Origin of the sequence: Aureimonas sp. N4, from assembly GCF_001463925.1 — a bacterium.
GTDB classification, from domain to species: domain Bacteria; phylum Pseudomonadota; class Alphaproteobacteria; order Rhizobiales; family Rhizobiaceae; genus Aureimonas; species Aureimonas ureilytica_A.
Map to the genome: position 1 here is coordinate 49,888 of NZ_BBWS01000046.1, position 26,406 is coordinate 76,293.

Annotated in this window: 23 protein-coding genes and 1 pseudogene; 13 read left to right on the plus strand and 11 right to left on the minus strand. The window is 67.0% G+C overall.

What is annotated here, in order from left to right; genetic code table 11:
- Positions 1 to 130: 130 nt before the first annotated feature.
- The 8 genes from AUL28_RS14555 to AUL28_RS14590 all read left to right on the plus strand — a co-directional run bounded on the left by AUL28_RS14555 (position 131) and on the right by AUL28_RS14590 (position 8,724).
- Positions 131 to 637 (plus strand): A24 family peptidase, encoded by a 507-nt coding sequence (locus tag AUL28_RS14555; protein ID WP_062233911.1) that lies wholly within the window; start codon positions 131 to 133, stop codon positions 635 to 637.
- Positions 638 to 748: 111 nt separating this feature from the next.
- On the plus strand, positions 749 to 1,585 hold the full coding sequence (gene cpaB, locus AUL28_RS14560; RefSeq protein ID WP_058600984.1) for a Flp pilus assembly protein CpaB: 837 nt from the start codon (positions 749 to 751) through the stop codon (positions 1,583 to 1,585).
- Between the two features lie 3 nt (positions 1,586 to 1,588).
- Entirely contained in the window at positions 1,589 to 3,187 is a 1,599-nt protein-coding gene (locus tag AUL28_RS14565) for a type II and III secretion system protein family protein (protein ID WP_062233914.1), read from the plus strand.
- On the plus strand, positions 3,184 to 3,873 hold the full coding sequence (locus AUL28_RS14570) for a CpaD family pilus assembly protein (protein WP_062222933.1): 690 nt from the start codon (positions 3,184 to 3,186) through the stop codon (positions 3,871 to 3,873). The genes AUL28_RS14565 and AUL28_RS14570 overlap by 4 nt, the downstream gene beginning before the upstream one ends.
- A gap of 10 nt (positions 3,874 to 3,883) precedes the next feature.
- Positions 3,884 to 5,164 carry an AAA family ATPase gene (locus AUL28_RS14575; protein ID WP_058600987.1) on the plus strand — a complete coding sequence of 427 codons (1,281 nt, stop codon included), beginning with the start codon at positions 3,884 to 3,886 and terminating at the stop codon, positions 5,162 to 5,164.
- Between the two features lie 79 nt (positions 5,165 to 5,243).
- The gene (locus AUL28_RS14580) at positions 5,244 to 6,731 is read left to right on the plus strand and encodes a CpaF family protein (RefSeq protein WP_062233917.1); all 1,488 of its coding nucleotides are present in this window, start codon (positions 5,244 to 5,246) and stop codon (positions 6,729 to 6,731) included.
- 14 nt (positions 6,732 to 6,745) lie between these two features.
- Positions 6,746 to 7,726, plus strand: a complete 981-nt coding sequence (locus tag AUL28_RS14585) for a type II secretion system F family protein (RefSeq protein WP_058601028.1) — start codon at positions 6,746 to 6,748, stop codon at positions 7,724 to 7,726.
- An 8-nt stretch (positions 7,727 to 7,734) separates the two neighbouring features.
- Positions 7,735 to 8,724, plus strand: a complete 990-nt coding sequence (locus AUL28_RS14590; RefSeq protein ID WP_058600989.1) for a type II secretion system F family protein — start codon at positions 7,735 to 7,737, stop codon at positions 8,722 to 8,724.
- 42 nt (positions 8,725 to 8,766) lie between these two features.
- Here the strand turns inward: AUL28_RS14590 and AUL28_RS14595 are convergent, their stop codons facing one another.
- Positions 8,767 to 9,633 (minus strand): tetratricopeptide repeat protein, encoded by an 867-nt coding sequence (locus tag AUL28_RS14595; protein ID WP_082640478.1) that lies wholly within the window; start codon positions 9,631 to 9,633, stop codon positions 8,767 to 8,769.
- 109 nt (positions 9,634 to 9,742) lie between these two features.
- Here AUL28_RS14595 and AUL28_RS14600 point away from each other — a divergent pair, with 109 nt between their 5' ends.
- The 3 genes from AUL28_RS14600 (at position 9,743) to AUL28_RS14610 (ending at position 12,418) form a co-directional block, all read left to right on the plus strand.
- Entirely contained in the window at positions 9,743 to 11,125 is a 1,383-nt protein-coding gene (locus AUL28_RS14600; protein WP_062233923.1) for a leucyl aminopeptidase family protein, read from the plus strand.
- A gap of 70 nt (positions 11,126 to 11,195) precedes the next feature.
- A complete protein-coding gene (locus AUL28_RS14605) occupies positions 11,196 to 11,546 on the plus strand; it encodes a MarR family transcriptional regulator (protein ID WP_062222921.1) in 351 nt (116 codons plus the stop codon).
- On the plus strand, positions 11,543 to 12,418 hold the full coding sequence (locus AUL28_RS14610) for a C40 family peptidase (protein WP_062233926.1): 876 nt from the start codon (positions 11,543 to 11,545) through the stop codon (positions 12,416 to 12,418). Before AUL28_RS14605 ends, AUL28_RS14610 begins: the two co-directional genes overlap by 4 nt.
- Positions 12,419 to 12,436: 18 nt before the next feature.
- On the opposite strand, the gene AUL28_RS14615 is transcribed toward AUL28_RS14610, so the two are convergent.
- The 9 genes from AUL28_RS14615 to AUL28_RS14655 all read right to left on the minus strand — a co-directional run bounded on the left by AUL28_RS14615 (position 12,437) and on the right by AUL28_RS14655 (position 24,098).
- Positions 12,437 to 13,378, minus strand: coding sequence for a 2-hydroxyacid dehydrogenase (locus tag AUL28_RS14615; RefSeq protein WP_062233930.1), 942 nt, complete (start codon positions 13,376 to 13,378; stop codon positions 12,437 to 12,439).
- 46 nt (positions 13,379 to 13,424) lie between these two features.
- Positions 13,425 to 14,075 carry an NUDIX domain-containing protein gene (locus AUL28_RS14620; RefSeq protein WP_062222914.1) on the minus strand — a complete coding sequence of 217 codons (651 nt, stop codon included), beginning with the start codon at positions 14,073 to 14,075 and terminating at the stop codon, positions 13,425 to 13,427.
- On the minus strand, positions 14,072 to 15,724 hold the full coding sequence (locus AUL28_RS14625; RefSeq protein WP_062233932.1) for an ABC transporter ATP-binding protein: 1,653 nt from the start codon (positions 15,722 to 15,724) through the stop codon (positions 14,072 to 14,074). Before AUL28_RS14625 ends, AUL28_RS14620 begins: the two co-directional genes overlap by 4 nt.
- 10 nt (positions 15,725 to 15,734) lie before the next feature.
- Complete coding sequence (locus AUL28_RS14630) at positions 15,735 to 16,808, minus strand: cation diffusion facilitator family transporter (protein WP_374701424.1); 1,074 nt, start codon at positions 16,806 to 16,808, stop codon at positions 15,735 to 15,737.
- 2 nt (positions 16,809 to 16,810) lie between these two features.
- Positions 16,811 to 17,935: an ABC transporter permease gene (locus AUL28_RS14635; protein WP_062223030.1), complete on the minus strand. Its 1,125-nt coding sequence runs from the start codon at positions 17,933 to 17,935 to the stop codon at positions 16,811 to 16,813.
- Between the two features lie 81 nt (positions 17,936 to 18,016).
- Positions 18,017 to 19,105 carry a microcin C ABC transporter permease YejB gene (locus AUL28_RS14640; RefSeq protein ID WP_058600997.1) on the minus strand — a complete coding sequence of 363 codons (1,089 nt, stop codon included), beginning with the start codon at positions 19,103 to 19,105 and terminating at the stop codon, positions 18,017 to 18,019.
- A 41-nt stretch (positions 19,106 to 19,146) separates the two neighbouring features.
- Positions 19,147 to 21,027, minus strand: coding sequence for an extracellular solute-binding protein (locus AUL28_RS14645; RefSeq protein ID WP_062233935.1), 1,881 nt, complete (start codon positions 21,025 to 21,027; stop codon positions 19,147 to 19,149).
- Between the two features lie 10 nt (positions 21,028 to 21,037).
- Complete coding sequence (locus AUL28_RS14650) at positions 21,038 to 23,002, minus strand: extracellular solute-binding protein (protein WP_062233938.1); 1,965 nt, start codon at positions 23,000 to 23,002, stop codon at positions 21,038 to 21,040.
- Between the two features lie 238 nt (positions 23,003 to 23,240).
- Positions 23,241 to 24,098, minus strand: coding sequence for a c-type cytochrome (locus AUL28_RS14655; protein WP_062233941.1), 858 nt, complete (start codon positions 24,096 to 24,098; stop codon positions 23,241 to 23,243).
- 388 nt (positions 24,099 to 24,486) lie between these two features.
- Between AUL28_RS14655 and AUL28_RS23325 the strand changes: the two are divergent.
- Positions 24,487 to 25,146 (plus strand): annotated as a pseudogene (locus tag AUL28_RS23325) (3-deoxy-manno-octulosonate cytidylyltransferase); the annotation flags it as partial.
- A gap of 120 nt (positions 25,147 to 25,266) precedes the next feature.
- Positions 25,267 to 26,088, plus strand: coding sequence for a prephenate dehydratase (locus AUL28_RS23330; protein ID WP_058601032.1), 822 nt, complete (start codon positions 25,267 to 25,269; stop codon positions 26,086 to 26,088).
- Between the two features lie 129 nt (positions 26,089 to 26,217).
- On the opposite strand, the gene AUL28_RS22175 is transcribed toward AUL28_RS23330, so the two are convergent.
- Positions 26,218 to 26,364 (minus strand): DUF1127 domain-containing protein, encoded by a 147-nt coding sequence (locus tag AUL28_RS22175; RefSeq protein ID WP_082640480.1) that lies wholly within the window; start codon positions 26,362 to 26,364, stop codon positions 26,218 to 26,220.
- Positions 26,365 to 26,406 lie beyond the last annotated feature (42 nt).

Sequence of the window (26,406 nt, forward strand, 5' to 3'; positions counted from 1 at the left end):
CGGACGGGCTTGGGTGCCCGCCCGGCGCGCTGCTGCGTGATATGTTAACATTTCGCGGCAAGCATGTTGCTTCCCTGGTTGGGAGAGCATCCTTCTGACATCGAATGCACCGGCCCATGCGGGAGGCGACATGCTCGCGACGATCTGCTGCCTGATCTTTGCCGGCGCGCTGCTGCTGGCCGTCGTCACCGATCTCGCCAGCATGACGATCCCGAACCGCCTCGTGGGTGCGGTCGCGCTCTCCTTTTTCGTTTACGCTCTCAGCGCTGGTTGGCCCTGGGCTTCGGTCGGCTGGCATCTGGCGACGGGGGTCGCGATCCTGTGTCTGACCTTCGCCGCCTTCGCTTGCGGGTGGATGGGGGGAGGGGACGCGAAGCTGATCGCGGCGAGTGCCCTCTGGTTCGGCCCGACCTCCGCGTTCTGGGACTATCTGTTTCTGGCCAGCCTGTTCGGCGGCGTTTTGACGTTGGCGATCCTGATGCTGCGCGCGTGTCTGCGTCCCACCACAGGCAACGCCTCGATCGACCGGCTGCTGGATGCCGGTTCGGGCGTCCCTTATGGCGTGGCGCTGGGGCCTGCCGGCCTTCTCGTGCTTGCGCGCTTTCCCGAGATGCAATCTCTTCTGGCGCTGATGTGACGTCGCGAAAGCCGGCGGTGTTTCCGGCTTGTTAACCATGTCTTGAGAGTTTTCCGTCGATAAAGGCTTAACGAGCGGACATCCGGCTCGGAGCACGATCGGGGGAACGCAATGCGTGGGACGCGTCTGGCGATTTTTGGCGTGGCAGGGGCTGCTGCGGCCGGCGCCGGCCTCATTGCCGTCAATCTCACGGCGCCCACCGCCGCACCCGAGACCGTGGTGATCACGGCTCAGCCGGCCGAGCCTCCGATCAAGCTGGTGGAGGTTCTCGCTGCCTCGCGCAACATCGCCATGGGCGAGCGCGTGGATGGCGCGCTGGAATGGGTTCAATGGCCTGAAACCGCGCTGTCGGAAGGGCTTCTTCGCCGCGACAGCAGCCCCAATGCCCTGGAGGAGTCCAAGGGCTCCATCGCCCGGCAGGCCTTCTTCACCGGCGAGCCCATCCGGGATGCCAAGCTGATCAAGAGCGATCGCGGGTTCATGTCGGCCATCCTGCCGGAGGGCAAGCGCGCCATCGCCGTGCAGATCGCCGCCGACACCTCGGCCGGCGGCTTCATCCTGCCGAACGACCATGTGGACGTGATCATGGCGCGCGAGAAGACGACGCCGGGCGCGGCCTCCCAGCCCCAGACGAGCGTCGAGACCACGACGATCCTGAAGAACCTGCGCGTCCTCGCGATCGACCAGACGATCGAGGAAAAGGACGGAACGCGGGTCGTGGTCGGCTCCACGGCAACGCTTGAGGTCGATCCGCAACAGGCGGAAGCCCTGACGGCGGCCAGCCGGATGAGCGATCGTCTCATCCTGTCGCTGCGCGCGCTGGCCGATTCCGTTCCCGGCTCGCCCGGCTATGCCCGCTTCCTGCTGGAGCAGGAGCAGGCTCCGCAGAAAACGCAGATCCGCGTGGTGCGCTACGGCAAGACCACCGACATCACGACGAGGAACTGACGGATGTCGCTTTCCTTCCGCCGATCCCATTCGCGCCGGATCGCCGCTCTCCTGCAAGCTTCGCTGGCCGTCCTGCCTCTCGTGCCGCTGCCGGCGCTGGCCGACAGTGCCGTAATCGCCATCAACCGCCCGCAGCAGACGATCAGCCTCGGCCTCGACAAGTCCAAGGTGATCGACCTGCCGCGCGACGCGCACGACATCGTCGTGTCGAATCCGACGGTGGCCGACGCCGTGACGCGCACGGCCCGGCGCATCTATATTTTCGGCAAGCAGATCGGCCAGACGAACATCTTCGTCTTCGACGCCAATGGGCGCGAGATCGCGGTTCTCGATCTGCGCATCGAGCGTGACATCTCGGCGCTCGCCTCCACCATCAAGCGCTTCATCCCGACCGCCGAGGTGCGGGCCGAGATGCTGAACGACAACGTGATCCTGACCGGCACGGTCGAGAACGCGCAGGATGCCCAGCGCGCGGTCGATCTGGCGAACATCTTCGTCACGGGCGGCGAGGCGACCACCGGCCAATATATCAAGACGGCGACCAGCGGAGCCTCGGCGGCTGGCGGCGGCGGGGTGGCGATCGGCGGCGTGTCGCAGGCGCAGGAACGCCGCCAGAGCAGCCAGATCGTCAACATGCTGCAAATCCAAGGCGAGGATCAGGTCACGCTGAAAGTGACCGTCGCCGAGGTGCAGCGCTCCGTGGTCAAGCAGCTCGGCATCGACGGCACGGGCACCTCCTCGCTCGACGGCATGCTCTTCTCCTCCGTCAGCGACAATCCGTTCGGCCTCGGCAAGGCAATCTCTTCGGCGGGCGCGGCGATTGCCAATGGCGGCAACAGCCCCAACGGCATCTCCGCCCAGCTCCGCGCCATGGAGCAGGCAGGCGTGATGCGCACGCTGGCCGAACCGAGCCTCACGGCCATCTCGGGCGAAAGCGCCTCGTTCAAGGTCGGCGGCGAATTCACCGTTGCCAGCGGCAAGTCGGAAACGCCGGCCAAGCGCACGCCGATCTTGAACGCCAATGGCGGGATCATCGGCTACGACGAAACCCCGGCCAGCGTCGAGTACCAGCACAAGGAAATCGACTACGGGATCGGGCTCGACTTCACGCCGGTGGTCCTGTCGCCGGGGCGCATCAGCCTGAAGATCCGCACGGCGGTGTCCGAGCCCACCTTCGAGTCGCCCTATGCGATTCCGGGCGGCATCGCGCCGGGCGTCAACCTCGTGGGCATTCGCAAGCGCCTCGCCGACACCACGGTCGAGCTGCCCTCCGGCGGCTCGCTGGTGATCGCGGGCCTCGTGCGCGACGAGATGCGTCAGGTCATCTCGGGCTTTCCCGGCCTGTCCAAGCTTCCGATCCTCGGCACCCTGTTCCGCTCGCGCGACTTCCAGCGTTACGAGACCGAACTCGTGGTGATCGTGACGCCCTATCTGGTGCGCCCGGTCGCTCGCCAGCAACTGGCCCGGCCGGACGACAATCTGAACTTCTCGTCGGACGGCGCTTCCAACTTCCTTGGCCGCGTGAACCGCGTCTATGGCGCCGCAGACACCCGTCTTCCCCCCGGCCGCTACCACGGCAACGTCGGATACATCTACAAATGACCGCGCGCCGCAGCCTTTCCCCCCGCCGTTTCCTGCCCCTTGTCGCCCTGTCGCTTCTGGCTGGCTGCGCCAACCAGCATGTGGAGGTCGGCGCCGTTCCCGACGATTATCGCACCCGGCACCCGATCACGGTGCGCGAGGCGACGGAGGATCTGGAACTGTTCGTCGCCTCGTCGGACACGCGACTGACCCATCCCGACCTGACGCGCGTCGAAAGCTTCGGCACCCGCTTTCGCCGGGCGCGGGCTTCGGTCCTGCGCGTTGGTGTGCCGTCGGGCGCGCGCAACGAGGCGGCCGCCCGGCTGGTCGCCGACGACGTGACGCGGGTGCTTCGCCAGATCGGCGTGCCGCGCCAGCGCATTCTGGTCACGTCATACCCCGCGCACGGCGTCGCCGACGTGCCGCCGCTGCTTTTGTCCTTCAACGGGATGGTGGCCGAAGTCGCACCCTGCGGACGCTGGCCGGACGACCTCGCCGACACGAGCGAGAACCGCAACTACCAGAATTTCGGCTGCGCCACGCAGAGCAATCTGGCCGCCCAGATCGCCGATCCGCGCGATCTTCTGGGGCCCCGCGGCGAAAGCGAGATCGATGCCGAGCGCCGCTCGGTGGTGATCGAGAAGTATCGCCAAGGGCAACGGACGGCCTCCGAGCCGCCTCGCCAATCGTCCGATTACAATTGGTAGGCCACACGCGATGACCGATCTTCCCCTCGACGATGCCGCCTATCGTCCGTCCGACATGGACATGCGCGAGCGCCTCGAAGCCCTGCGTCCGGTGCCGCGCATCACCATTCAGGCCTTCTGCGAAACCGCGCCCGTCGCCGCCGCGATCGAGGCGGCGGCCGCCGACCGGCGCATGGTGAAGGCGCACGCACGCGTGCACCTGGGCGGCATCCGCGCGGCGAACGAGCATTACGCCACCGCGCCGACGCCCAATCTCGTGCTCCTGGAATCGGCGCAGTCGCCGGCCGATCTCCTGGCCGATCTCGACGGCCTGGCCGAGGTCTGCGATCCCGGCTCGAAAGTGGTGATCATCGGCCACCACAACGACGTATCGCTCTATCGCGAGCTGACCCGGCGCGGCGTGTCGGACTATATGCTGGCGCCCGTGCAGATGGCCGATGTCATCAGCGTCGTGTCGCAGCTGTTCATGGCCGAAAACGCCGAGCCGCTCGGCCGCACGCTGGCCTTTGTCGGCGCCAAGGGCGGCTCGGGGGCCTCCACCATCTGCCACAATATCAGCTGGACCATCGCCAAGCTGTTCGGCGGCGAGGTCATGCTGGCCGATCTCGACCTGCCCTTCGGCACGGCCAATATCGATTTCGACCGCGACCCGCCGCAGGGCGTGGCGGAGGCGGTGTTCTCGGCCGAGCGGCTGGACGAGGTGTTTCTCGACCGGCTCCTCGTCACCTGCGCCGAGCATCTCTCGCTTCTGGCGGCACCCTCCACGCTGGAGCGCGCCTATGATTTCGACGCGGAAGCCTTTTCGGCTCTGATCGACGCCGCCCAGCGCGGCACGCCCTGCGTCGTGCTCGACGTGCCCCATGTCTGGAACAGCTGGACGCGCACCGTTCTGGAGCGCGCCGACGAGGTGGTGATCGTGGCCGAGCCGGATCTCGCCAACCTGCGCAACGCCAAGAACCTGATGGACACGCTGCGCAAGGCGCGCCCCAACGACAAGCCCCCGCATCTCGTGTTGAACCGCGTCGGCGTGCCCAAGCGGCCCGAGATCGCGCCGGCCGAATTCGTCGAGCCGCTCGGCGTCCAGCCGGCGGCCCAGATCGCCTTCGATCCGCTGACCTTCGGAACGGCCGCCAATACCGGCCGGATGCTGACCGAGATCGACGGCAAACACGCCGCCGTCGCGGCCTTCGAGCATATGGCGCATGTGCTGACGGGGCGCAGCGCCGCCAAGCAGGCCCCGCGCGCGGGTCTCAGTGGGCTGCGCGCCCTGATGCGCCGGCGCTCGGCCTGACGGGCGGCGGGGCCGGCGTTCCGACAAGAGAGAGTGAGGGGCGGCGGTCGCCCCCGCGAGGAATAGGGAACCAGCGGCGATGTTCGGCAAGCGCGGAAACGACACGGGCACTTTGGCACGGCCGGCAGCGGCCGCGCCGCCTGTGACCGCCGCGCCTGTCGCGGCCCCGGCCCCGCGCGAGGCCGCCGCGCCGCCCAAGCCCGTGAAAAGCAACGCTCCCCCGCAGCAGGCCGCCCCCGCCAGCGCGTCCGCACCGGCGGCCGCCAAGCCAAGGCCCGATAGCTACTACGAGACCAAGAGCAAGATCTTCGCCGCGCTGATCGACACGATCGACCTGTCGCAGCTCGCCCGGCTCGAAGCCGAGATGGCGCGCGAGGAAATCCGCGACATCGTCAACGACATCATCTCGATCAAGAATTTCGCGATGACGATCGCCGAGCAGGAAGACCTGCTGGCCGACATCTGCAACGACGTTCTGGGCTACGGTCCGCTGGAGCCGCTTCTGGTTCGCGACGACATCGCCGACATCATGGTCAACGGCGCGCGCCAGACCTTCATCGAAGTCGGCGGCAAGGTGATCGAAGCCGGGGTGCGCTTTCGCGACAACCAGCAGCTTCTCAATATCTGCCAGCGCATCGTGTCGCAGGTCGGCCGACGCGTGGACGAATCTTCGCCCATCTGCGACGCACGCCTGCCGGACGGCTCGCGCGTCAACGTCATCGCCCCACCGCTCGCCATCGACGGCACGGTGCTCACCATTCGTAAGTTCAAGAAGGACAAGCTGACCCTGCCGCAGCTGGTGGATTTCGGCGCGATTTCGCCGGAAGGGGCGACGATCCTCGAGATCATCGGCCGGGTGCGCTGCAACGTCGTCATCTCCGGCGGCACGGGCTCGGGCAAGACCACGCTCCTCAACTGTCTGACGCGCTATATCGACGAGGACGAGCGCATCATCACCTGCGAGGATTCGGCCGAACTCCAGCTCCAGCAGCCCCATGTCGTGCGCCTCGAAACGCGCCCGCCCAATATCGAGGGCGAGGGCGAGATCACCATGCGCGATCTCGTCAAGAACTGCCTGCGTATGCGCCCCGAACGCATCATCGTCGGCGAAGTGCGCGGACCGGAGGTCTTCGATCTCCTTCAGGCGATGAACACGGGCCATGACGGCTCGATGGGCACGATCCACGCCAACAGCCCGCGCGAATGCCTCAACCGTATGGAGGCCATGATCGCCATGGGCGGCTTCTCGCTGCCCTCGCGCACGGTGAAGGAGATCATCGTCGGCTCGGTGGACGTCATCGTCCAGGCCGCGCGCCTGCGCGACGGCTCGCGCCGCATCACCCACATCACCGAGGTGGTGGGCATGGAAGGCGACGTCATCATCACGCAGGATCTCTTCCTCTACGACATTCTGGGCGAAGACTCGCGCGGGCGTCTCCTCGGGCGGCATCGCTCCACCGGCATCGGCCGGCCGGCCTTCTGGGACCGCGCGCGCTACTACAACGAAGAGCAGCGCCTGGCCCGCGCGCTGGACGCGGCCAATGTCGAAGGGGAGCGTGGGCTGTGACCGCTCTTCTCTTCATGCTGCTCGTCGCGCTGGCAACCGGCGCGCTGATCTATGGCCTGGTCCAGCCGCGTCTCGAAAACGACAAGGCGTCGCGCTCGCGCTTCGACCAGTTCTCGGCCTCCGAAAACGATCTGGCGCTGCGCCAGGCGGCGCGCGACCGGATGCAGGAGGTGAGCAAGCGGCGCAAGACGCTTCAGGCCTCGCTTCAGGATCTGGAAGAGAAGAACCGCAAGCGCAACGGCCATCTGCGAAAGGCGAGCCTCGAAGCGCGCTTGTTGCAGGCGGGTCTGCGCATCTCCGTTCGGGCCTATATCATGGCCTGCGTCGCCCTCGGCCTGACCCTGTTCCTCGTGGTGCTGATGGTCAGCGGATCGCTCCTCATCGCGCTCGGGCTCGGGTTCGTGGGCGCGCTCGGCCTGCCGCAATGGTTCTTGAGCCTGCGCAAGAAGAAGCGCCAGACGAAATTCACCGACGAGTTCGCCAACGCGCTCGACGTCATCGTGCGCGGTATCAAGTCCGGCCTGCCGCTGAACGACACGCTGCGCATGATCGCCACCGAAACGCCCGAGCCGGTGCGCTCGGAATTCGCGCGCGTGGTGGAGGCGCTGCAGATGGGCTCCTCGCTGCCGGAGGCCGTCAACCGCCTCTATGTCAGCATGCCCATCCCCGAGACCAATTTCTTCTCCATCGTGGTGTCGATCCAGTCGCAGTCGGGCGGCAATCTGGCCGAGGCGCTGGGCAACTTGTCGCGCGTGTTGCGCGACCGGCGCAAGATGAAGGGCAAGATCAAGGCCATGTCGATGGAGGCCAAGTCCTCCGCCGCCATTATCGGCTCGCTGCCCGTGATCGTCGCCGGGCTCGTGTATCTCACCTCGCCCGACTACATCTCGGTCCTGTTCACCGACCCGATGGGACACATGATCCTGCTCGGCTCGGCGTTCTGGATGTCGTGCGGCATCCTGATCATGCGCAAGATGATCAATTTCGACTTCTAGAGGCTGCTATGGACGCCGTATTTCAGATGCTCGGCCTGTCCAGCCATGTCGCGCTGGGCCTCTGTGTCGCGGTGGCGATGTTTGCGACCGTGGTGTCGCTGGTAGGCCCGCTGCTCAACGGTCGCGACATGAAAACGCGCATGAAGGCGGTGGCGCTGGAACGCGATCAGGTCCGCGCCCGCGAGCGCGCCCGCATGGCCGGCGAGCGGGACAACCAGCGCGTCAGCCTGCGCCAGCAGGCCGACCGATCCTTCGCGGCCAAGGTGGTCGAGGCGCTGGACCTGCGCAAGGCGCTGATGGACGAGGCGACGACCAACAAGCTGCGCATCGCGGGCTTTCGCACCCAGCGTTCGCTGACGCTGTTCCTGTTCTGCCGGGTCAGCCTGCCGCTCCTGTTCGGCGTCGTCGCGGCCTTCTATATTTTCGGCCTCGGCATCATGGCGAGCCACGCCCTGGGCATCCGTCTGTTCGTCTGCATCGCGGTGGCCTATGCCGGCTTCTATGCGCCGATCGTCTTTGTCGGCAACGCGGGCAAGAAGCGCGCGCAGTCGATCTCCCGCGCCTGGCCCGACGCGCTCGACCTGCTTCTGATCTGCGTGGAATCGGGCAATGCCATCGAGGCCGCGTTTCGCCGCGTGGCGGACGAGATCGGCATCCAGTCGGTGCCGCTGGCCGAGGAAATGGTGCTGGTCTGCGCCGAGCTGTCCTATCTGCCCGACCGCAAGCAGGCCTATGAGAACCTCATCACACGCACCGGCCTCGAAAGCGTGCGTTCGGTCTGCACGGCGCTGATCCAGGCCGAGCGATACGGCACGCCGCTGGGCGTCGCCCTGCGCACGCTGGCGCAGGAAAGCCGCGACCAGCGCATGACGGCCGCCGAAGGCAAGGCCGCCGCGCTGCCGCCCAAGCTCACCGTTCCGATGATGGTGTTCTTCCTGCCGGTGCTGTTCGCCGTGATCATCGGGCCGGCCGTGATCAAGGTTCTGCCGAACCTTTGAGGATGGAGGGGCGGCGAGGGGCCGTCCTCCGCCTCGTCTGCGTCAGCCCCGGCGCTCGCTTTTCAGCTCGCTCCACGTGTTGCGCTGGGAGAGCATCTGCTTGAGATAGGCGACATTGGCCTGCGCTTCCTCGGGCGACAGCACGTCGGAGGCGATCTTCTCCGCTTCCGAGAAGCGACCCTGAAGCCCCACGGCGAGCGCCAGATTCTGGCGCACGCGCGGATCGGCGCCCGGTTGGCGGGCGGCGCGGCTGAGATAGGATTCGGCGCTCTTCAGATCGTTCTGCAGAAGCGACGACATGCCGAGATTGGAGAGGATCGAGGGTTCGTTCGGCTGGAGCACCAGCGCCTTCTCGTAGAGAACGCGCGCCTTCTCGGGCTGGCCGAGCTGGTCGAGGATCGCCCCTTCGGCCGACAGGAGACGCCAGTCCGGCCGGTCCGGCGTCTGGGCCCGCTGCACGGTTTCGAGCGCCTTGTTGAGATCGCCCGCCGCCGCCAGCGCCTTGCCATAGGCGCCGAGCACGTCCCGGTCGTTCGGGAAGGCGATGGCGACCTGCTGCATCACGGCCAGCGACTGGTCGTTGCGCCCGGCCGCCTGGAGGGCTGCTGCATAGGCGAGGCCGACATCCTTGTTCTTCGGATTGCGTTCGTAGGACGCGCCGTAAACGCGGATCGCGGCGCGCAGCTCGTCCGCCGTCATGGTGGAGACGTCCCGGCGCGGAGCGGCCTCGCCGCGCGGGGCGATCGAGCCCGTCGTCATGCGCGAGGTGTGCGTGCAGCCGCTGGCCGCCATCAAGGTCAGAAACACAAGCGCCAGCGAACCGCGCCTTGCGCCCGCGCTCCGGCGGGCGTAGTTCGGCGCGGCGTCGCCGCCTTCGGCTCGCGCAAGCGGTCGCATCGATCGACGCATCGGCTTCCCCGTTTCTTCTTCGCCCGCTGCGGGCAGAGTGCAAGCGGGTCATCTTTCGTTAACCCCTACGTCCCGTTCATTTCGCGGGGCTGACGTTCACGAGCGCCTCATGACCGACCGCCTTCTTTCCTCCGCCCTCGATGCCCGTCCCGTCCATGCGGTGGACGAGACCGGCCTGGCGCGACTGCCCGAGGCCGCGCGCCAATGGCTGGACGCGGCCGGCTACAAGGCGAGCGCGGGCTCGGTCGCGCTGTTTCCGGTGGACGGGGGAGGCGCGGGGGCGGTTCTGGGGCTGGGCGAGGCCGAGGCGCAAAGCCCGGCCGCCCGCGCGCTGCTGACCGGAGCGCTGGCACAGAGCCTGCCGGCAGGGGACTGGGCGTTCGAGGTCGAACACGGGCTCAATCCCGATCTCGCCGCGCTGGGTTTCCTGCTCGGCTCCTACCGGTTCGAGCGCTATCTGTCGAAGCCAGCCAAGGCGGGCGCGCGTCTTGCGCTGCCCGCGGGCACGGACGAGGCGGCGGTGCGGCTTCTGGCGAGCAGCGTGTTTCTGGTGCGCGATCTCATCAACACGCCGACCAACGACCTCCTGCCCGATGGCATCGAGGCGGCGGCGCGGGATGTGGCGACCGAGTTCGGGGCCGAGGTCAGCACCATCGTCGGCGACGCGCTGCTGGAACAGAATTTCCCGATGATCCATGCGGTCGGCCGCGCCTCCAGCGTCGCGCCCCGTCTCATCGACATGAGCTGGGGCCCGGAGACCGGCCCCAAGGTGACGCTGGTCGGCAAGGGCGTCGCCTTCGACACGGGCGGGCTCGACATCAAGCCGGCTTCGGGAATGCTTCTGATGAAGAAGGACATGGGCGGCGCGGCCAATGTCCTGGGTCTTGCCCGCCTCGTGATGGGCTCCAAGCTCCCCGTGCGCCTGCGTGTGCTGATTCCGGCCGTCGAGAATTCCATCTCCGCCAACAGCTTCCGGCCGGGCGACATCCTGCGCAGCCGGCTCGGCAAGAGCGTCGAGATCGGCAACACGGATGCGGAAGGCCGATTGATCTTGGCCGATGCGCTGGCGCTGGCCGACGAGGAATCGCCTGAGATCCTCATCGACATGGCGACGCTGACGGGCGCGGCGCGCGTCGCGCTGGGGCCGGACCTGCCGCCCTTCTACACCGACGACGAGGCGTTCGCGGGCGAGATCGCGGCGGCGAGCCACGCGCTGCACGATCCGCTCTGGCGTCTGCCGCTCTGGAAGCCCTATGCCAAGAATCTCGCGTCCAAGGTGGCCGACACGAACAACGTCACATCGGACGGTTTCGCCGGCTCCGTTACGGCCGCGCTCTTCCTCCAGGGCTTCGTGTCCAAGGCCAAGAGCTGGGCGCATTTCGACGTGTTTGGCTGGCGTCCGCAGCCCGGCCCGCTCGGCCCTGCCGGCGGCGAGGCGCAGGGCATCCGCGCCCTTCACCACGTTCTGTCGGGTCGCTACCCGCGGTCTTGAAACCGCCTGAAAGTGCCGGACACTAGGCCCCGAGCGTCGCCTGAGACGAATCGACGCTCCCGAGGGGCGTATGGGACTCGACATCAAGCCGGGGCAGGCCTTGCGCCTGCTCCATCGCAACGCAATGGTTCAATCGCAGCATCCGGGCTCCGATCTCACGGCGCGCCAGACCGCGATTCTGCTGACGATCTATCTCGACCCGCCGCCCCACACGGTGCGCGGTCTCGCCCAGAAACTCCACGTGGCCAAGCCCGTGGTGACGCGCGCGCTCGACTCGATGGGACGCATGAATCTGCTCGAACGCCAGCGTGACCCCAGCGACCTGCGCAATGTCCTGATCCGCCGCACGGTGGAAGGCAGTCTCTTCGTCTCCGAAATGGCCGACCGGCTGGTGAGCGAAGCGGAGGCGCTCGGACGATGACGGCCCCGCTCGATCCGCGCCTGCACGCCCACCGCCCCGATCTCGCCGACCGCCGCCTGCAAGGGCGCGTGGAGGCCGAGCGCTTCGTGGACGGCGCGCCCGCCCATGTCTTCATGCCCGTCGCCGACCTGCGCCGCCGCCCGTCGGCCGACGCGCCGCTGGAAACGCAGGCGCTCTATGGCGAGCGGCTGCGCGTCTTCGAGGAAACCGGCGAGGGCTGGTGCTGGGTTCAGCTCGACAAGGACGGCTATGTCGGCTGGGTGCCGACCGTGACGCTGATGAACGGCGAGCCGCCCGCGCCGACCCATCGCATTGCCGTTCGCCGCACGCTGGTCTTCCCCGGCCCCGACATCAAGCGCCCGCCCATGCACGACCTGCCGCTCGGCGCGCGGCTGCATGTGAAGGGCGAGGCGAGCGACCACAATGCGACCTATGGGCTGATCGCGCCCTTCGGCGCGGTGGTCGTGCAGCATATGAAGCCCGCGACCTCGTTCGAGACCGATTTCGTCGCGGTGGCGCAAGGGTTTCTGGGCGTCGCCTATCTCTGGGGCGGCAAGTCGGCGCTCGGCATCGACTGTTCGGGGCTGGTCCAAGTCGCGCTCGACGCCTGCGGCATCCTGGCTCCGCGCGATACCGACCTGCAAATGGCCTTGGGCGAAGCGCTGAGCGAGGGGGAAAACCCCCGGCGCGGCGATCTCGTCTTCTGGCGCGGCCATGTCGGCATCATGATGAATGAGACGCAGCTTCTCCATGCCAACGCCCATCACATGATGACGGCGATAGAGCCTCTGTCGGAGGCCGTGTCGCGGCTGGAAGCCAAGGGCGCGCCCGTACTTTCGATCCGTCGCCTGCCGGAGATCCGGCAGGGCTGACGCTTGCCGGCGTGGGGCTTAGTACCCCGCCGAACGATCCACGATGTTGGCGAGCGCTTCGCCGCGCCGGTGGGCCGCGATCTGTCGCATGATGATGGGCGCCAGCGCTTCCGGGTCGGAAGACGCGGCGGCATGGGGCGTGACGAAGACCCGCGGGTGGCGCCAAAGCGGGCTGTCGGCGGCCAGCGGCTCGCGCTCGAACACGTCCAGCGAGGCTTCCATCAGGCGATTGTCGTTGAGCGCGCGCAGAATGGCCGAGTCGACCTGCAAGCCGCCGCGCCCGGCATTGATCAGAACCGGCGTGCCCAGCGGCGTTTCGCGCTTGAGCCGCGACAGGAAGGCGTCGTCGATCAGCCCGCGCGTCTCGCTCGTGAGCGGCAGAAGCACGACCAGAATGTCGCTCTGGGCCAGGATCGCCCCGAGCCCCTCCTCGCCATGGAAGGTGGTGACGCCCTCGACCTGACGCTCGCGCCGGCTCCAGCCCGAGACCTTGAAGCCGAGGAGGCGGAGCTTTTCGGCCGCGTCCCGCCCAAGTTCGCCAAGGCCGAGAATGCCGACCTGAACATCGCCGGCGGCGGGCTGGCGGCGCTCGTTCCAGAGACGGGCGGCCTGCTGCGCGCGATAGACCATGCCCCGGCGATGATGATCGAGCACCCGCCAGACGACATATTCGCTCATGCGCGCGGTCAGATCGTCGGCCACGATGCGCACGATCGGCACATCGGGCACGGTGCGGTCGGCTAGAATATGATCGACGCCCGCGCCAAGCGAGAAGACAGCCTGAAGGTTCGGCAGCCCTTCCAGAACGCCCGGCGGCTGCTTCCAGACCACGGCATAGCGGATCGAGGGATCGCCCGCCGTTTCGGGCCGTAGCACGATGGTCTCCCCCGGCGCGGCTTTCAGCATGGCGTCGTGCCAGCGCGTGGGATCGAAGCCGGTGACGGACAGGAGAAGGGTCATGCTGGTCTCTTCGGTCAGCGTTCGATGAAAGGGCGTTTCTGAAAAATCAGGCGACGGGTTCGGCCGCGTCCTGCAGCAGGCGCGCCTGCTGGCGGCCGTGGCGGGCGAACCAATGCGCGGCGGAAACAAGGAAGCCGTTCTCGATCGAGCCCGCGTCCACCGCCTCGATCAGGGCGTCCACCGGCGCTCGGATCGCGATGATGTCCTCCTGCTCGTCCAGCTTGCCGCCATGACCCTGCAGCGCGCCGGCATCCACCAGCGCGAGGAAGAAGCAGGCGACCTCGTCGCACAGGCCGGGGGAGGAGAGGATCGTATAGGCCGGCGCGATCGCATGCGTCACGAGCCCGGTTTCCTCTTCGAGTTCGCGGCTGGCCGCCTCGATCGGATTCTCGCCTTCGTCCACCAGGCCTGCCGGCAGTTCCAGCGCCGCCGCCTTGCCCGACGTCAGCGCCGCGCCGATGCGGAACTGGCGGATCACCACGATCTCGTCGCGCACGGGGTCATAGGGAATGATGATGGCGGCTAGGCCCGAGCGCAGGAATTCGCGCCGCGCCAGCACCGGCTCGTCGCGCCCGAGCGGGGCGTGGCGCACGGTCACGGCGTCCAGCGCGCGAAAGCCCGCGTGAAGGCGCTCGTCCTTCTCGATGGTGAAATCGAGCGGCTGGTCCTCCAGCCTCTGACGGTAGATGTCGCTCATTCCGAAACCTCTCGGGCACCCGCCGCTTCGATGCGGAAGGCCGCCGCCATCAATGCCTTGGTATAGTCGGTCTGGGGATCGTCGAAGATTGCGTCCGACGAGCCGCGCTCCACCACATGCCCGCCGCGCATGACGATCACCTCGTTGGCGAGCGCGCGCACGACCTTCAGATCGTGGCTGATGAAGAGATAGGCCAGATCGTGCTTCTTCTGGAGATGGCGCAGGAGATCGACCACCTGCGCCTGCACGCTCATGTCCAGCGCCGAGGTCGGCTCGTCCAGCATCACGAAGCGCGGGTTGAGCACCATGGCGCGGGCGATCGCGATGCGCTGGCGCTGGCCGCCCGAGAATTCGTGCGGATAGCGAAAGCGCGTGGCCGGGTCGAGCCCGACTTCGGTGAGTGCCGAAACGACGCGTGCATCCCGATCCGCGCTGGAGAGCGAGGGCTGATGAACGCGCAGACCCTCCGCGATGATCTCGCCCACCGCCATGCGCGGCGAGAGCGACCCGAACGGGTCCTGAAACACGATCTGGACGCGGTCGCGCAGGGGCCGCATGTCCTTGAAGGAGCGTTGGTCGATCCGCTCGCCATCGAAGCGGATTTCGCCTTGGCTTCCGATCATGCGGCAGAGCGCGAGACCGAGCGTCGTCTTGCCCGAGCCCGACTCGCCGACGACGCCGACCGTCTGACCGGCGCGCACCGTGATGTCGATCCCGTCCACGGCCTTCACATGGTCCGAAACGCGTCGGAACAGGCCGGTGCGCACGGGAAACCAGACCTTGATGTCCCGTCCTTCCATGACGATCGGCGCATTGGCGTTGGCCGCGGGCGGCCGACCCTTGGGCTCGGCGGCCAGAAGATGGCGGGTATAGGCGTGCTGCGGGTTGGAGAAGATCTCGGCGGTCGGCCCGGTCTCGACGATCTCGCCCTTGGTCATGACGCAGACGCGGTCCGCGATGCGCCGGACGATGCCGAGATCATGCGTGATGAAGAGGAGGCCCATCTGGCGCTCCTCCTGAAGCTTTTTCAGAAGCTCCAGAATCTGCGCCTGAACCGTCACGTCGAGCGCGGTGGTCGGCTCGTCGGCGATCAGGAGGTCCGGCTCGTTGGCGAGCGCCATCGCGATCATCACGCGCTGGCGCTGCCCGCCCGAGAGCTGGTGCGGATAGGCGCCGAGCCGCTTTTCCGGCTCGCGAATGCCGACCTGATGCAGAAGCTCCAGCGTGCGCTCGCGCGCGGCGCGGTCGGACAGGCCGCGATGCACCTTCATGACCTCGCCGATCTGCCGCTCGATCGTGTGGAGCGGATTCAGCGAGGACATGGGCTCCTGAAAGATCATCGAAATGCGGTTGCCGCGCACCGCCCGCAGCGCGTCGTCGCTCGCCCCGATCAGGTCCTGCCCCTCGAACAAGACCTCTCCGCCCGGATGGCTCGCGGCGGGGTAGGGCAGGAGCTTCAGGATCGAGAGCGCGGACACGGACTTGCCCGAGCCGGACTCGCCGACCAGCGCCACGGTTTCGCCCTTGGCGATGGAAAAGGAGACGCCCTTCACCGCAAGGCTGGTCGCCCCGCCCTGCGCGAAGGCCACCTGAAGCCCGCGCACATCGAGAAGCGGGCTTTGCGCGGAGGAGGAAGCAGCTTGGCTCAACGATGTCTCCTCACGCCGGACGGGCGTTCAGCGCGGAAGCGGCGGGATGGACGTTCGCCGCATGGCGATGGTGGCCGTGACCGGTATGGCCCTGATGCCCGTGGTCGTGGTCGTGGTCGTGGTCGTGGTCGTGGTCGTGGTCGTGGTCGTGGGGATGCGCGGCGTCGGCGCAGAGATCGCCTTCGACCTCCACCGTCGCATGGCCGATGGCGAAGTCCTGGCGCAGCGCGGTCTTGATGGCGCGCACGGTGCCCGGCCCGTCCGCGCCCTCCAGAAGCCTGGCATGAAGCGTCGCGGCGCGGCGCTTGGGCGTGATCATCCAGACATGGACATGATGCACTTCGGCCAGGCCCGGCACACGGTCGGCGAGAGCCTGTTTCACCGCCGCACCATCCACGCCGGCGGGCGAGCCTTCGAGCAGGACATGGCCGGATTCACGCACCAGCCGCCAGGCATTGCCGAGGATCAGGAGGCAGACGAGCACCGACAGGATCGGGTCGATCGGCGTCCAGCCCGTGCGCCAGATGACGATCGAGGCGATGATGGCCGCGACCGAGCCCAGGAGATCGCCGAGCACGTGCAGAAGCGCGCCGCGCAGGTTCAGGTCGTCCTTGTCGCCGCCATGCAGCGTGAAGAAGGCGGCGATATTGACGAGGAGCCCGGCGACGGCCACGGCAAACATCGGCCCGGCCAGAACCGGCGCCGGGTTGGCCAGACGCTGCCACGCCTCGAAGATGATGAAGGCGCTGATGCCGAAGAGAACCAGACCGTTGGAATAGGCGACCAGAATCTGGAACCGATCATAGCCGAAGGAGCGGCGCGCATCGGCCGGGCGGCGCGCCATGCGGATGGCGACGAAGGCGAGCGCCAGACCGGCGAAGTCCACCAGCATGTGCCCGGCATCGGCCAGAAGCGCGAGCGAGCCGGAGACGATCCCGCCCGCGACCTCGACCAGCATGAAGACGCCTGTCAGCCCCGCCGCGATGGCGAGCCTGCGCTCGCTCGCATGGGCCGCATGATCGTGGTCGTGGCCGGCATGGCTGTGGCCAGCATGGCCGGCCTGATCGTGGGAATGGCCCATCATGCTCACCTGAAGCTCTTGCGGGGGTCGAAGGCGTCGCGCACCGCTTCGCCGATGAAGACGAGCAGCGACAGCATCAAGGACAGGACGACGAAGCCGGAAATGCCGAGCCAGGGCGCCTGGAGATTGTTGCGCCCCTGTGCCAGCAACTCGCCGAGCGAGGGCGAGCCGGGCGGCAGGCCGAAGCCGAGAAAGTCGAGCGAGGTCAGCGTCGTGATCGAGCCGTTGAGAATGAAAGGCAGGAAGGTCAGCGTCGCGACCATGGCATTGGGCAGGAGATGCCGGCCCATGATGGTCCAGTCGCCGACGCCGAGCGCGCGCGCCGCGTTCACATATTCGAAGTTGCGCGCCCGCAGGAACTCGGCGCGCACGACGCCCACGAACGAGACCCAGGAGAAGAGCAGCATGATGCCCAGCAGAATCCAGAAGCCCGGCGGCAGGATCGCGGCGACGATCAGCAGGAGATAGAGAACCGGGATCGAGCTCCAGATCTCGATGAAGCGCTGGAAGATCAGATCGACCCAGCCGCCGAAATAGCCCTGCACCGCCCCGGCGAACACGCCGATCACGGCCGAGGTGGCGGTAAGGATCAGGCCGAACAGGACCGAGATGCGGAAACCGTAGATCAGGCGAGCCAGCACGTCGCGCGCCTGATCGTCCGTTCCCAGCCAGTTCCAGTTGCCCAGCACGCAGTTGGGATCGTTCACCCCCAACGGATAGCGCGCGCAGCGCTCCTCCTTGGAAAAGGTCCAGGAGGGCGGGGAGGGGGCGGGAACCGGAATCTCGTTGTTGACGCTGCCGTAGGAATAGCGGATCGGCGGCCAGACCATCCAGCCGTTCGCCGCCACCTCGTCCTGAATGAACGGGTCGCGGTAATTGGTGACGGGCAGGAAGCCGCCGAAGACCTCTTCCGGGTAGTCCTTGAAGATGGGCGTGTAATATTCGCCCTTGTAGGAGATCAGAAGTGGGCGATCATTGGCGATGAACTCCGCGCCGAGCGTCAGCACGAAGAGCACGAGGAAGATCCAGAGCGACCACCAGCCGCGCCGATGCGCCTTGAAGTTCTGCCAGCGGCGCTGGTTGAGCGGCGACAGGCGCGGCGGGCGCAGCGTCTCGACGGGCGGCGCCATCTGCGCCAGCGCGCCGGTGTCGGCCTCGGCGTCGGCGGCCTTGATGAGTTCGGGCGGGTTGTCCGAAGAATGCGCCACGGATCAAACCTCCCGCTTCTCGAAATCGATGCGCGGATCGATCCAGGTATAGGTGAGGTCGGAGATCAGCGTGGTGAGCAGGCCGATCAGGGAGAAGATGTAGAGCGTGGCGAAAACCACGGGATAGTCCCGCTTGTAGATGCTTTCGAAGGAGAGAAGCCCGAGCCCGTCCAGCGAGAAGATCGTCTCGATCAGGAGCGAGCCGGAGAAGAAGGCCGAGATGAAGGCGCCGGGGAAGCCCGCGACGATGATCAGCATGGCGTTGCGGAACACATGGCCATAGAGCACGCGGCGCTCGGTGAGGCCCTTGGCGCGCGCGGTGGTCACATATTGCTTGCGGATTTCATCGAGGAACGAGTTCTTGGTGAGCAGCGTCGTCGTGGCGAAGGCCGACAGCGACAGCGCGATGAGCGGCAGCGTCAGGTGCCAGAAATAATCGACGATCCGCTCCGGCCAGGAGAGCTGGGCCCAGTTGTCGGAGGTCAGGCCCCGCAGCGGGAACCAGTCGAGAAACGAGCCGCCGGCAAAGAGCACGATCAGGAGAACCGCGAAGAGAAAGCCCGGAATGGCATAGGCCACGATGATGACGGCGCTCGTCCAGGTGTCGAAGCGCGAGCCCTCCTTCAAGGCTTTGCGGATGCCGAGCGGGATCGAGATGATATAGGAGAGAAGCGTGATCCAGAGCCCGAGCGAGATCGAAACCGGCAGCTTCTGGATGATGAGATCGACCACGGTCGCGTTGGAAAAGAAGCTCGTGCCGAAGTCGAAGCGGGCATAGTCCCAGATCATCGTGGCGAAGCGTTCGAGCGGCGGCTTGTCGAAGCCGAACTGCTGTTCCAGCCGCTTGATGAACTCGGGGTCCAGCCCCTGTGCGCCGCGATAGCCCGAGGATTCGCCCGACATCGCAGCGGCTTCGCCGCCACCTCCGCCGCCCAGCCGGTCGGCCGCGCCGCCGCCCTGGCCCTGGAGGCTGGCGACGACCTGTTCCACAGGGCCACCCGGCGCGAACTGGATCACGATGAAGGAAACGGCCATGATCCCGAACAGGGTCGGAATCATCAAAGCCAGACGTCGAAGAATATAGGCGGCCATTCACCCGTTCCGTTGCGCGGCGATCAGACGGTGCGGCGGGCTCAAGCCCGACCCGCCGCCTTCGCCTTGGCCTCGTCGTACCACCAGAGCCGTTCCACCGGAAACCCGTAATCGGGCTTGGGATCGCGAAAGCCGAACATGTCCCACCATGCGACATTATGCCCGGTGGAGCCGATATTGGGCAGCCAGTCCAGCCGCCAGCGCAAGGTCCGGTCCAGCGCGCGCATGGCGATGGCAAGGCTTTCGCGGTCCTGCGCCTCGCCGACTTTCGCAATCAGGGCGTCCACCGCCGGGCTCGCCGTGCCCGGATAATTGTAGGAGCCGTTGCGATCGCGCGCGGCCGAGCCAAAGAAGAGTCCGAGGCTTTCGCGCGTCGGCGTGCCGTTCAGCGAAAAAGCGCAGAGCATCATGTCGAAGTCGAAGCGGCTTTGCCGGTCCTGATACTGGGCGGCGTCCACGAGGCGCAGCGAGGCGTCGATGCCCAGAAGCTTCATGTTCTCGATCATCTTGCCGTAGACGCGCGCCTGCTCGGGGTCGTTGATCAAATGTTCGAGGCGGAAGACCGTGCCTTGCGCATTCACGAGCTGCGAGCCCTTGCGCGTCCAGCCGGCGGCCTGGAGCAGGTCGGCGGCCTCGCGCAGGAGCTTGCGGTCGCGGCCCGACCCGTCCGAAATGGGCTGGCGCCAGACTTCGCCGAAGACCTCCGGCGGCAGGTCGGCCCGCAGCGGCTCCAGCAGCGCCAGTTCCTCCGGGGGCGGCGCGCCCACGGCCACGAAATCGGAATTCTCGAAAGGCGATTGCGAATGCTCGCGCAGGCCATAGAGAAGATTGGCGTTGGTCCATTCGAAGTCGAAGCAGAGATTGATCGCGCGGCGCACGCGCGCATCCTGAAACTGCGCCCGGCGCTGGTTCAGCGCCCAGCACTGGAAGCGCGGCCATTTTTCTTCCTCGAACTGGCGCATCTGCACGCGCCCATCGGTCACGGCCGGAAACTGATATTCCGTCGCCCAAGCCTTGGTGGTGAACTCCTCGCGATAGGTCGTGTCGCCCTTCTTGAAGGCTTCCAGCGCGCTTTGGCGATCGCGGTAGAACTCGACGCGGATCGTCTGGAAATGGTCCAGCCCGCGCTGGAAGGGCATGTCCTTGGCCCAATGGTCGGGCCGCTTCTCGTATTCGATGAAGCGCCCGGCGATATAGCGGCCGATGCGATAGGGGCCGGAGCCCGGAATTTCGGTGAAGCCGCCCTGCGTGAACGGTCGATCCTGAAAGAAGCTTTCCGGCACGATCGGGATGGAAAGCGCCTGAAGCGCGGTCGGCAGGGTCTGCCGGCCGGAAAAGCGGATCGTCACCCCGCGCTCGCCCTCAGTCGTCACCTCCGTGACCTCGGCCAGCTGAATGGCGAGCGCCGGGTGGCCCTCGCTCTTCATGGTGCGATAGGAAAAGGCGACGTCGGAAGCCAGAACCGGCGCGCCAGTGGAGAAGCGCGCTTGTGGGCGAAGCTCGAAGCGGAATGTGTTATTGTCGGGCGAAACGGACACGCTCTCGGCCAGCTGCCCATAGATCGCGTCCGGCTCGTCCAGCGTCCGGACCATCAGCCCTTCGTAGAGCATTTCGATCCGCGGCGGCGCGTTGCCCTGAAGAATGAAGGTGTTGAACGTGTCGAACGTATCGGGCGCCTGATTGAGCACCCAGCTGGACGCCGTGAAGGTGAAGCGCCCGCCTTGGGGCGCGTCGGGGCTCGCGTAGTCGAACTGCTGGTAATCGGCGGGGTATTTCAGATCGCCGAAGGGCGAGAGGCCGTGCAGCTTGGTGTCGTGCGCGAGCGCCGCGAACCCCAGGCGCGGCAGCGCGGCGACCACGCCCGCCGCCAAGGCCAGCCTGCCGAAGTCGCGGCGCGAGAGGAGGCGGAGGGGGCCGGTCATGGCGCGCCTCTCAAGGCTGCACGGGCGGGATGGCGGGCTTGGCCGCCGGGTCCGGCGCACCGGCCGCCGCCGCATCGGCCGGCGTGTTCACCGGCACCTCGCCCTTCACCCACCAGGAATAAGGGTCGAGCCCGACATAGGCCGGCTGCTTCTCGGGCATTCCGAACTTGTCCCAATAGGACACCCAGATTTCCGGATTGTGCCATTGCGGCACGACATAGAAATTCCAGAGAAGAACGCGGTCGAGCGCGTGGACGGCGGTCACCAGACTGTCGCGGTCGGGCGCGTAGATCACCTTCTCGACCAGCGCATCCACCGCCTCGTTGCGGATGCCGGCCGTGTTCTTGCTACCCGGCTGCGAGGCCGCCGGCGTTGTCCAGAACTCGCGCTGTTCGTTGCCGGGCGACAGCGACTGCGCCATCACGTCGGTCACGATGTCGAAGTCGAAACTGTTGGTCAGCGCCAGATATTGCGAGACGTCCACGATGCGTGTCGAGGTCTCGATGCCGAGCCGTTTCAGCTGGTTGGCGAACGGGTCAATGACGCGCGAGGAAGACGGATCGGTCGCCAGGAACTCGATGCGGAACGGCTCGCCCTTGGCATTCACCAGTTGCGAGCCCTTGCGGGTCCAGCCGGCGGCGGTCAACAGATCGAAGGCCTGCTTCAGATAGGTGCGCTCGGCACTGGGCTGCGAATAATCGGGCAGGGTGAAGGGCGTGGTGAAGACCTCGGGCGGGATCTTGTCGCGCAGCGGCTCCAGAAGCTTCAGCTCGCCCTCGCTCGGCAGGCCGGAAGAGGCCAGTTCCGTGCCCTGGAAATAGCTCGTCGTGCGCTGGTACAGGCCATAGAACAGGTTCTTGTTCATGTCCTGAAAGTTGAAGGCTAGCGTCAGCGCGCGGCGCACGCGCGGATCGGCGAATTTCTCGCGCCTCGTGTTCAGGACATAGCCCTGCATGGGCTGCCCGGTTTCGGAGGCCAGCGCCATCTTCTTCACGCGGCCATCGTTGAAGGCCGGGAAATTGTAGCCCTGCGCCCAGCGGCCGGCGCTGTTCTCAACGCGGTAGTCCGAAAAGCCGCCGCGCTTGTAGGCTTCCCAGCTGGCGCTCTGGTCGCGGAAATAGGTGTAGCGAATTTCGTCGTAATTGTAGCGGCCGATGCGCGCCGGCTTTTGTGCGGCCCAGTAGTCGGGCACCCGCTCCCAGGTGATGTCCGAGCCCGGCGTGAAGCTCTTGATGCGGTAGGGGCCGGAGCCAACCGGCACTTCCAGCGTCGGCGCGGTGATGTCGCGCTTCTGCCCGTTCGACCCCGTGCCTTCCCACCAGTGCTTGGGCAGAACCACGAGATCGCCCATGATGTTGGGCAGTTCGCGATTGCCGATCTGGTCGAAGCGGAAGGTGACCTCGCGCTCGCCGGTCTTCTCCGCGCCCGTTACGCTGCGATAGTAATTGCCATAGAGCGGCGACAGCGCCTTCACCGTCTCGAAGCTCCAGATCACGTCCTCGACCGTGATCGGCTGCCCGTCGCTGAACCGGGCGTCGGGGTCCAGTCGGTAGGTGACCGAAGAGAAGTCCGGGGGATAGCGCAGCGCTTCCGCGATCAGCGCGTGGCTGACGCCAGGCTCGTCGGGCGACTGGTCGAGAAGCGTGTCATAGACGAGGCCCCCGCCCAGCACCGCAAAGCCCGCCGCCGGCGTGCCGCGCACGGGAAACGGGTTGAAGCTGTCGAACGTGCCGGGCGCCGACAGGCGCAGGACGCCGCCCTTCGGCGCGTCGGGGTTCACGTAATCGTAGCGCTGGAAGGTCTCGCCATATTTCGACGGCCGGATCAGCGAGGACGACGTGTGCCATTCCCCCGCCTCCGCCGCCGGAGCGGCGGTCGGGGCGGGCGCCGGTTGCTGGGCATAGGCCAGCGAGGCGGTGCCGGCGAGAAGCGCCGAGGCGAGAAGGAGGGAAACGGCGCGGGATGCGATCGGCAAAGCGAACTCCAGGCGGGACAGGCGAAAAGACGGAGCCCAGACGGCCGGATCAATATGGCCATCCTCGGGCGACGGGCGCCGAGATACGAAAGTGTAATGGCCGAGCGGCCGGTGTCCATGCCCTCGGGCATCACGCTCTCGTCGCAGAGCGGCGCGATCGTCCTGAAACGCGAAAAGTGCTGAAACGCAAAAAGGCCGGGCGTCGCCGCCCGACCTTTTGATCTCGTTGGCGCCCGCCTTACTGCGCGGGTGCCGGGGCCGGGGCTGCCGGAGCCGCGCCGGGGTTCTGCGCCTCGGCCGGGCTTGGAGCCTGCGGCGGGGCGGAGGTGGCGTTGTCGCCCGTGGCCGGCACCGCGCCGGAGGGCGGCGCTGTCGGGGCCGCGCCCGTGGTGGCGTCGGTCGTGCCGCCGCTCTGGGGCTGCGTCACCGGGTCGTTGCCGCCGGGGCTGCTGTTGGTGGTCGTGGCCGGGTTGGTCGGGGCGGGAGCGTTGGCATCGCCCGCACCGGCCGCGGGGGCGGCCGCTTCGCTCGCGCCGGCATCGGGCGCGGGCGGCGGAACCGGCGTGTCGGCCAGCGTGCCGAGATAGGCCAGAAGATCGGCGCGTTCCTGGTCCTTGGGCAGGCCGGCAAAGCCCATGGCGGTGCCGGGAATGTACTGCTTGGGGCCGTGCAGGAAGTGGTTCAGGTGATCCCAGTCCCAGAGGACGGTCTTGCCCTTGGAGAACTCGGTCATGGCGGCCGAGTAGGAGAAGCCCTCGTGCGAGGCCATCGGGCGGTTCACGATGCCCCAGAGATCGGGGCCAACCTTGTTCGGGCCGCCCTTCTCGCCGGAATGGCAGGCCTGGCAGCGCTTGAAGATGGCCGCGCCGGCCTGCGCATTGGCGGTCTGCATGAGCTTGCCGACCGGCGTCACGTCGGCTGCGGCCGGGGCCGCGGAGGCCGCGCCCGCGGCCGGCTCGGCGGCGGTGATCGCAAAGCCCGGCTTTTCCGGCACTTCGGAATGGAAAATGGCTTCGGCCAGAAGGCTGCCGCCGAACAGAACGAAGACGGTGCCCAGAACGGCGCCGAAAATCTTGTTGGCCTCGAAAGAATCCATGTGGCTGGGCGGCTCCCTCTCCAACCGGCCCGGCGACCGGCGAACGCTGCTGACACGAAGTCATGATACCAGGGCCGTCCGCTCGTTCGGTGCGGAAGGCCCCGGGCCGTCGAATGCTCGGCGTCTGAAGGGGAAAAGGACAAGTCCCTTCCTCCGCAAGCGCCTTGGGGCCTTTTGCCGGATAGCGGCACCCCCTATAAGCCCCCTCGGCGTGTCTTTCGAAATGCGAGCGGCGACCTTTCGGCCCGCGCCTTTCGAAAGACACGCAAAGTCTGGAAGCGTTCTGACATTCCCCCCGGAATGGATCAAGCGCCCACCTGTCACAGCTCCGCGTTATCTCGCGCATTCCGGGCGGGATTTCGTGCGATTGGCCCCGAAAGTTGCGTCCATGTCCACACTCGTCCTCATTCCCGCGCGTCTCGCCTCGACCCGCCTGCCCAACAAGCCGCTGGCCGACATTGCCGGCGCGCCGATGATCGTGCGCGTGGCCGAGCGCGCGCGCGATGCCGCCATCGGCCGTGTGGTGGTCGCCACCGACAGCGACGAGGTGCTGCGCGCGGTGCGGGACGCCGGCTTCGAGGCCGTGATGACGCGCGCCGACCATCCGTCGGGCTCCGACCGTATCTTCGAGGCGCTGCAGGCCGTCGATCCCGAGGGCGAGGTGGACGTGATCGTCAATCTCCAGGGCGATCTGCCGACCATCGAGCCGGAGACGGTGCGCGCCGTTCTCAAACCCTTCGCCGACCCGGACTGCGATATCGCGACCGTCGTGGTCGAGATCGGCAACGAGGCCGACGCCAAGGACCCGAACGTCGTGAAGCTGATCGGCACGCCGAACGGCGAGCGCCGGCTGAACGCGCTCTATTTCACCCGTGCCACCGCGCCGACGGGCGACGGGCCGCTGTTCCACCATGTCGGCATCTATGCCTATCGCCGCGCCGCGCTGGAGCGCTTCGTCACGCTGAAGCCCTCGCCGCTGGAGGTGCGCGAGCGGCTGGAGCAGCTGCGCGCGCTGGAAGCGGGCATGCGGATCGACGCCGAGATCGTCGATGCCGTGCCGCTCGGCGTCGACACGGCCTATCAGCTGGAAGAGGCGCGCCGCGCCTTCCTGCCGCCGGCTCGCACCGGGCGCATCGCCTTCCAGGGCGAGCGAGGGGCCAATTCCGACATGGCCTGTCAGGCCATGTATCCCGATCTGGAGCCGCTGCCCTGTCCGAGCTTCGAGGACGCGTTTGCCGCCGTCCAGAACGGCACGGCCGATCTCGCCATGATCCCGATCGAGAACACGCTGGCGGGGCGCGTCGCCGACGTGCACCATCTTCTTCCCTCGTCCGGCTTGCAGATCGTCGGCGAGTTCTTCCTGCCGATCCGCTTCCAGCTCATGGTGAAGCCGGGCATGACGCTGGCCGACATCAAGGAAGTGCACAGCCATGTCCACGCGCTCGGCCAGTGCCGGGGCATCATCCGGCGCAATGGCTGGAAGCCGGTCGTGGCCGGCGATACGGCGGGCGCGGCGCGCATCGTCTCGGAAATGGAGGAGCGCCATGTGGCGGCCCTCGCACCGCGTCTGGCCGCCGATCTCTACGGGCTCGATATCCTGGCCGAGAATGTCGAGGACGCCGAGCACAACGCGACGCGCTTCGTCGTTCTGACGCGAAAAGAGGCAGGCCGGGCGCTTTGGGCAAAGAATGACAACCGCGTGGTCACCACCTTCGTCTTCGAAGTGCGCAATGTCGCGGCAGCGCTCTATAAGGCGCTGGGTGGCTTTGCCACAAATGGCGTCAACATGACCAAGCTCGAAAGCTACCAGCTGGAGGGCAAGTTCGTGGCGACGCAGTTCTATGCCGATATCGAAGGGCACCCGGACGATGTGGGTGTCGCCCATGCACTGGAGGAACTGGAGTTCTTCTCCAAGCGACTGGCCATTCTCGGCGTCTATTCGGCCGCGCCCAACCGGCCCGAACTGCCCGCGCCCGCCATCGGCGAATAAGGGGCTGAGGGGAGGGTGGCCTCGGTCGCCCACCCCTTGTTCGAACCCGAACCCCAAACAGCAAAAAGCCCCGCTTGGCGGGGCTTTTTCGACGGCCGGGTCGAGGTGCCCGGCGGGTTCTTTCTGCGCTTAGCGGCCGACGCGAACCATGCGCTCGATGTCGCCGCGCAGCACGCCGATGTCGCTGAGCATACGGTCGTCCATGCGGCTGAGCTCGGCGACGGTGCGGCGGTGAGAGCGGAGGTTGCGGAGGCGGGAGGCGATCTCGGTGATCATCGGACTGTTCCAGAATGGGTTCGTTTGTTGACCGAGATATAA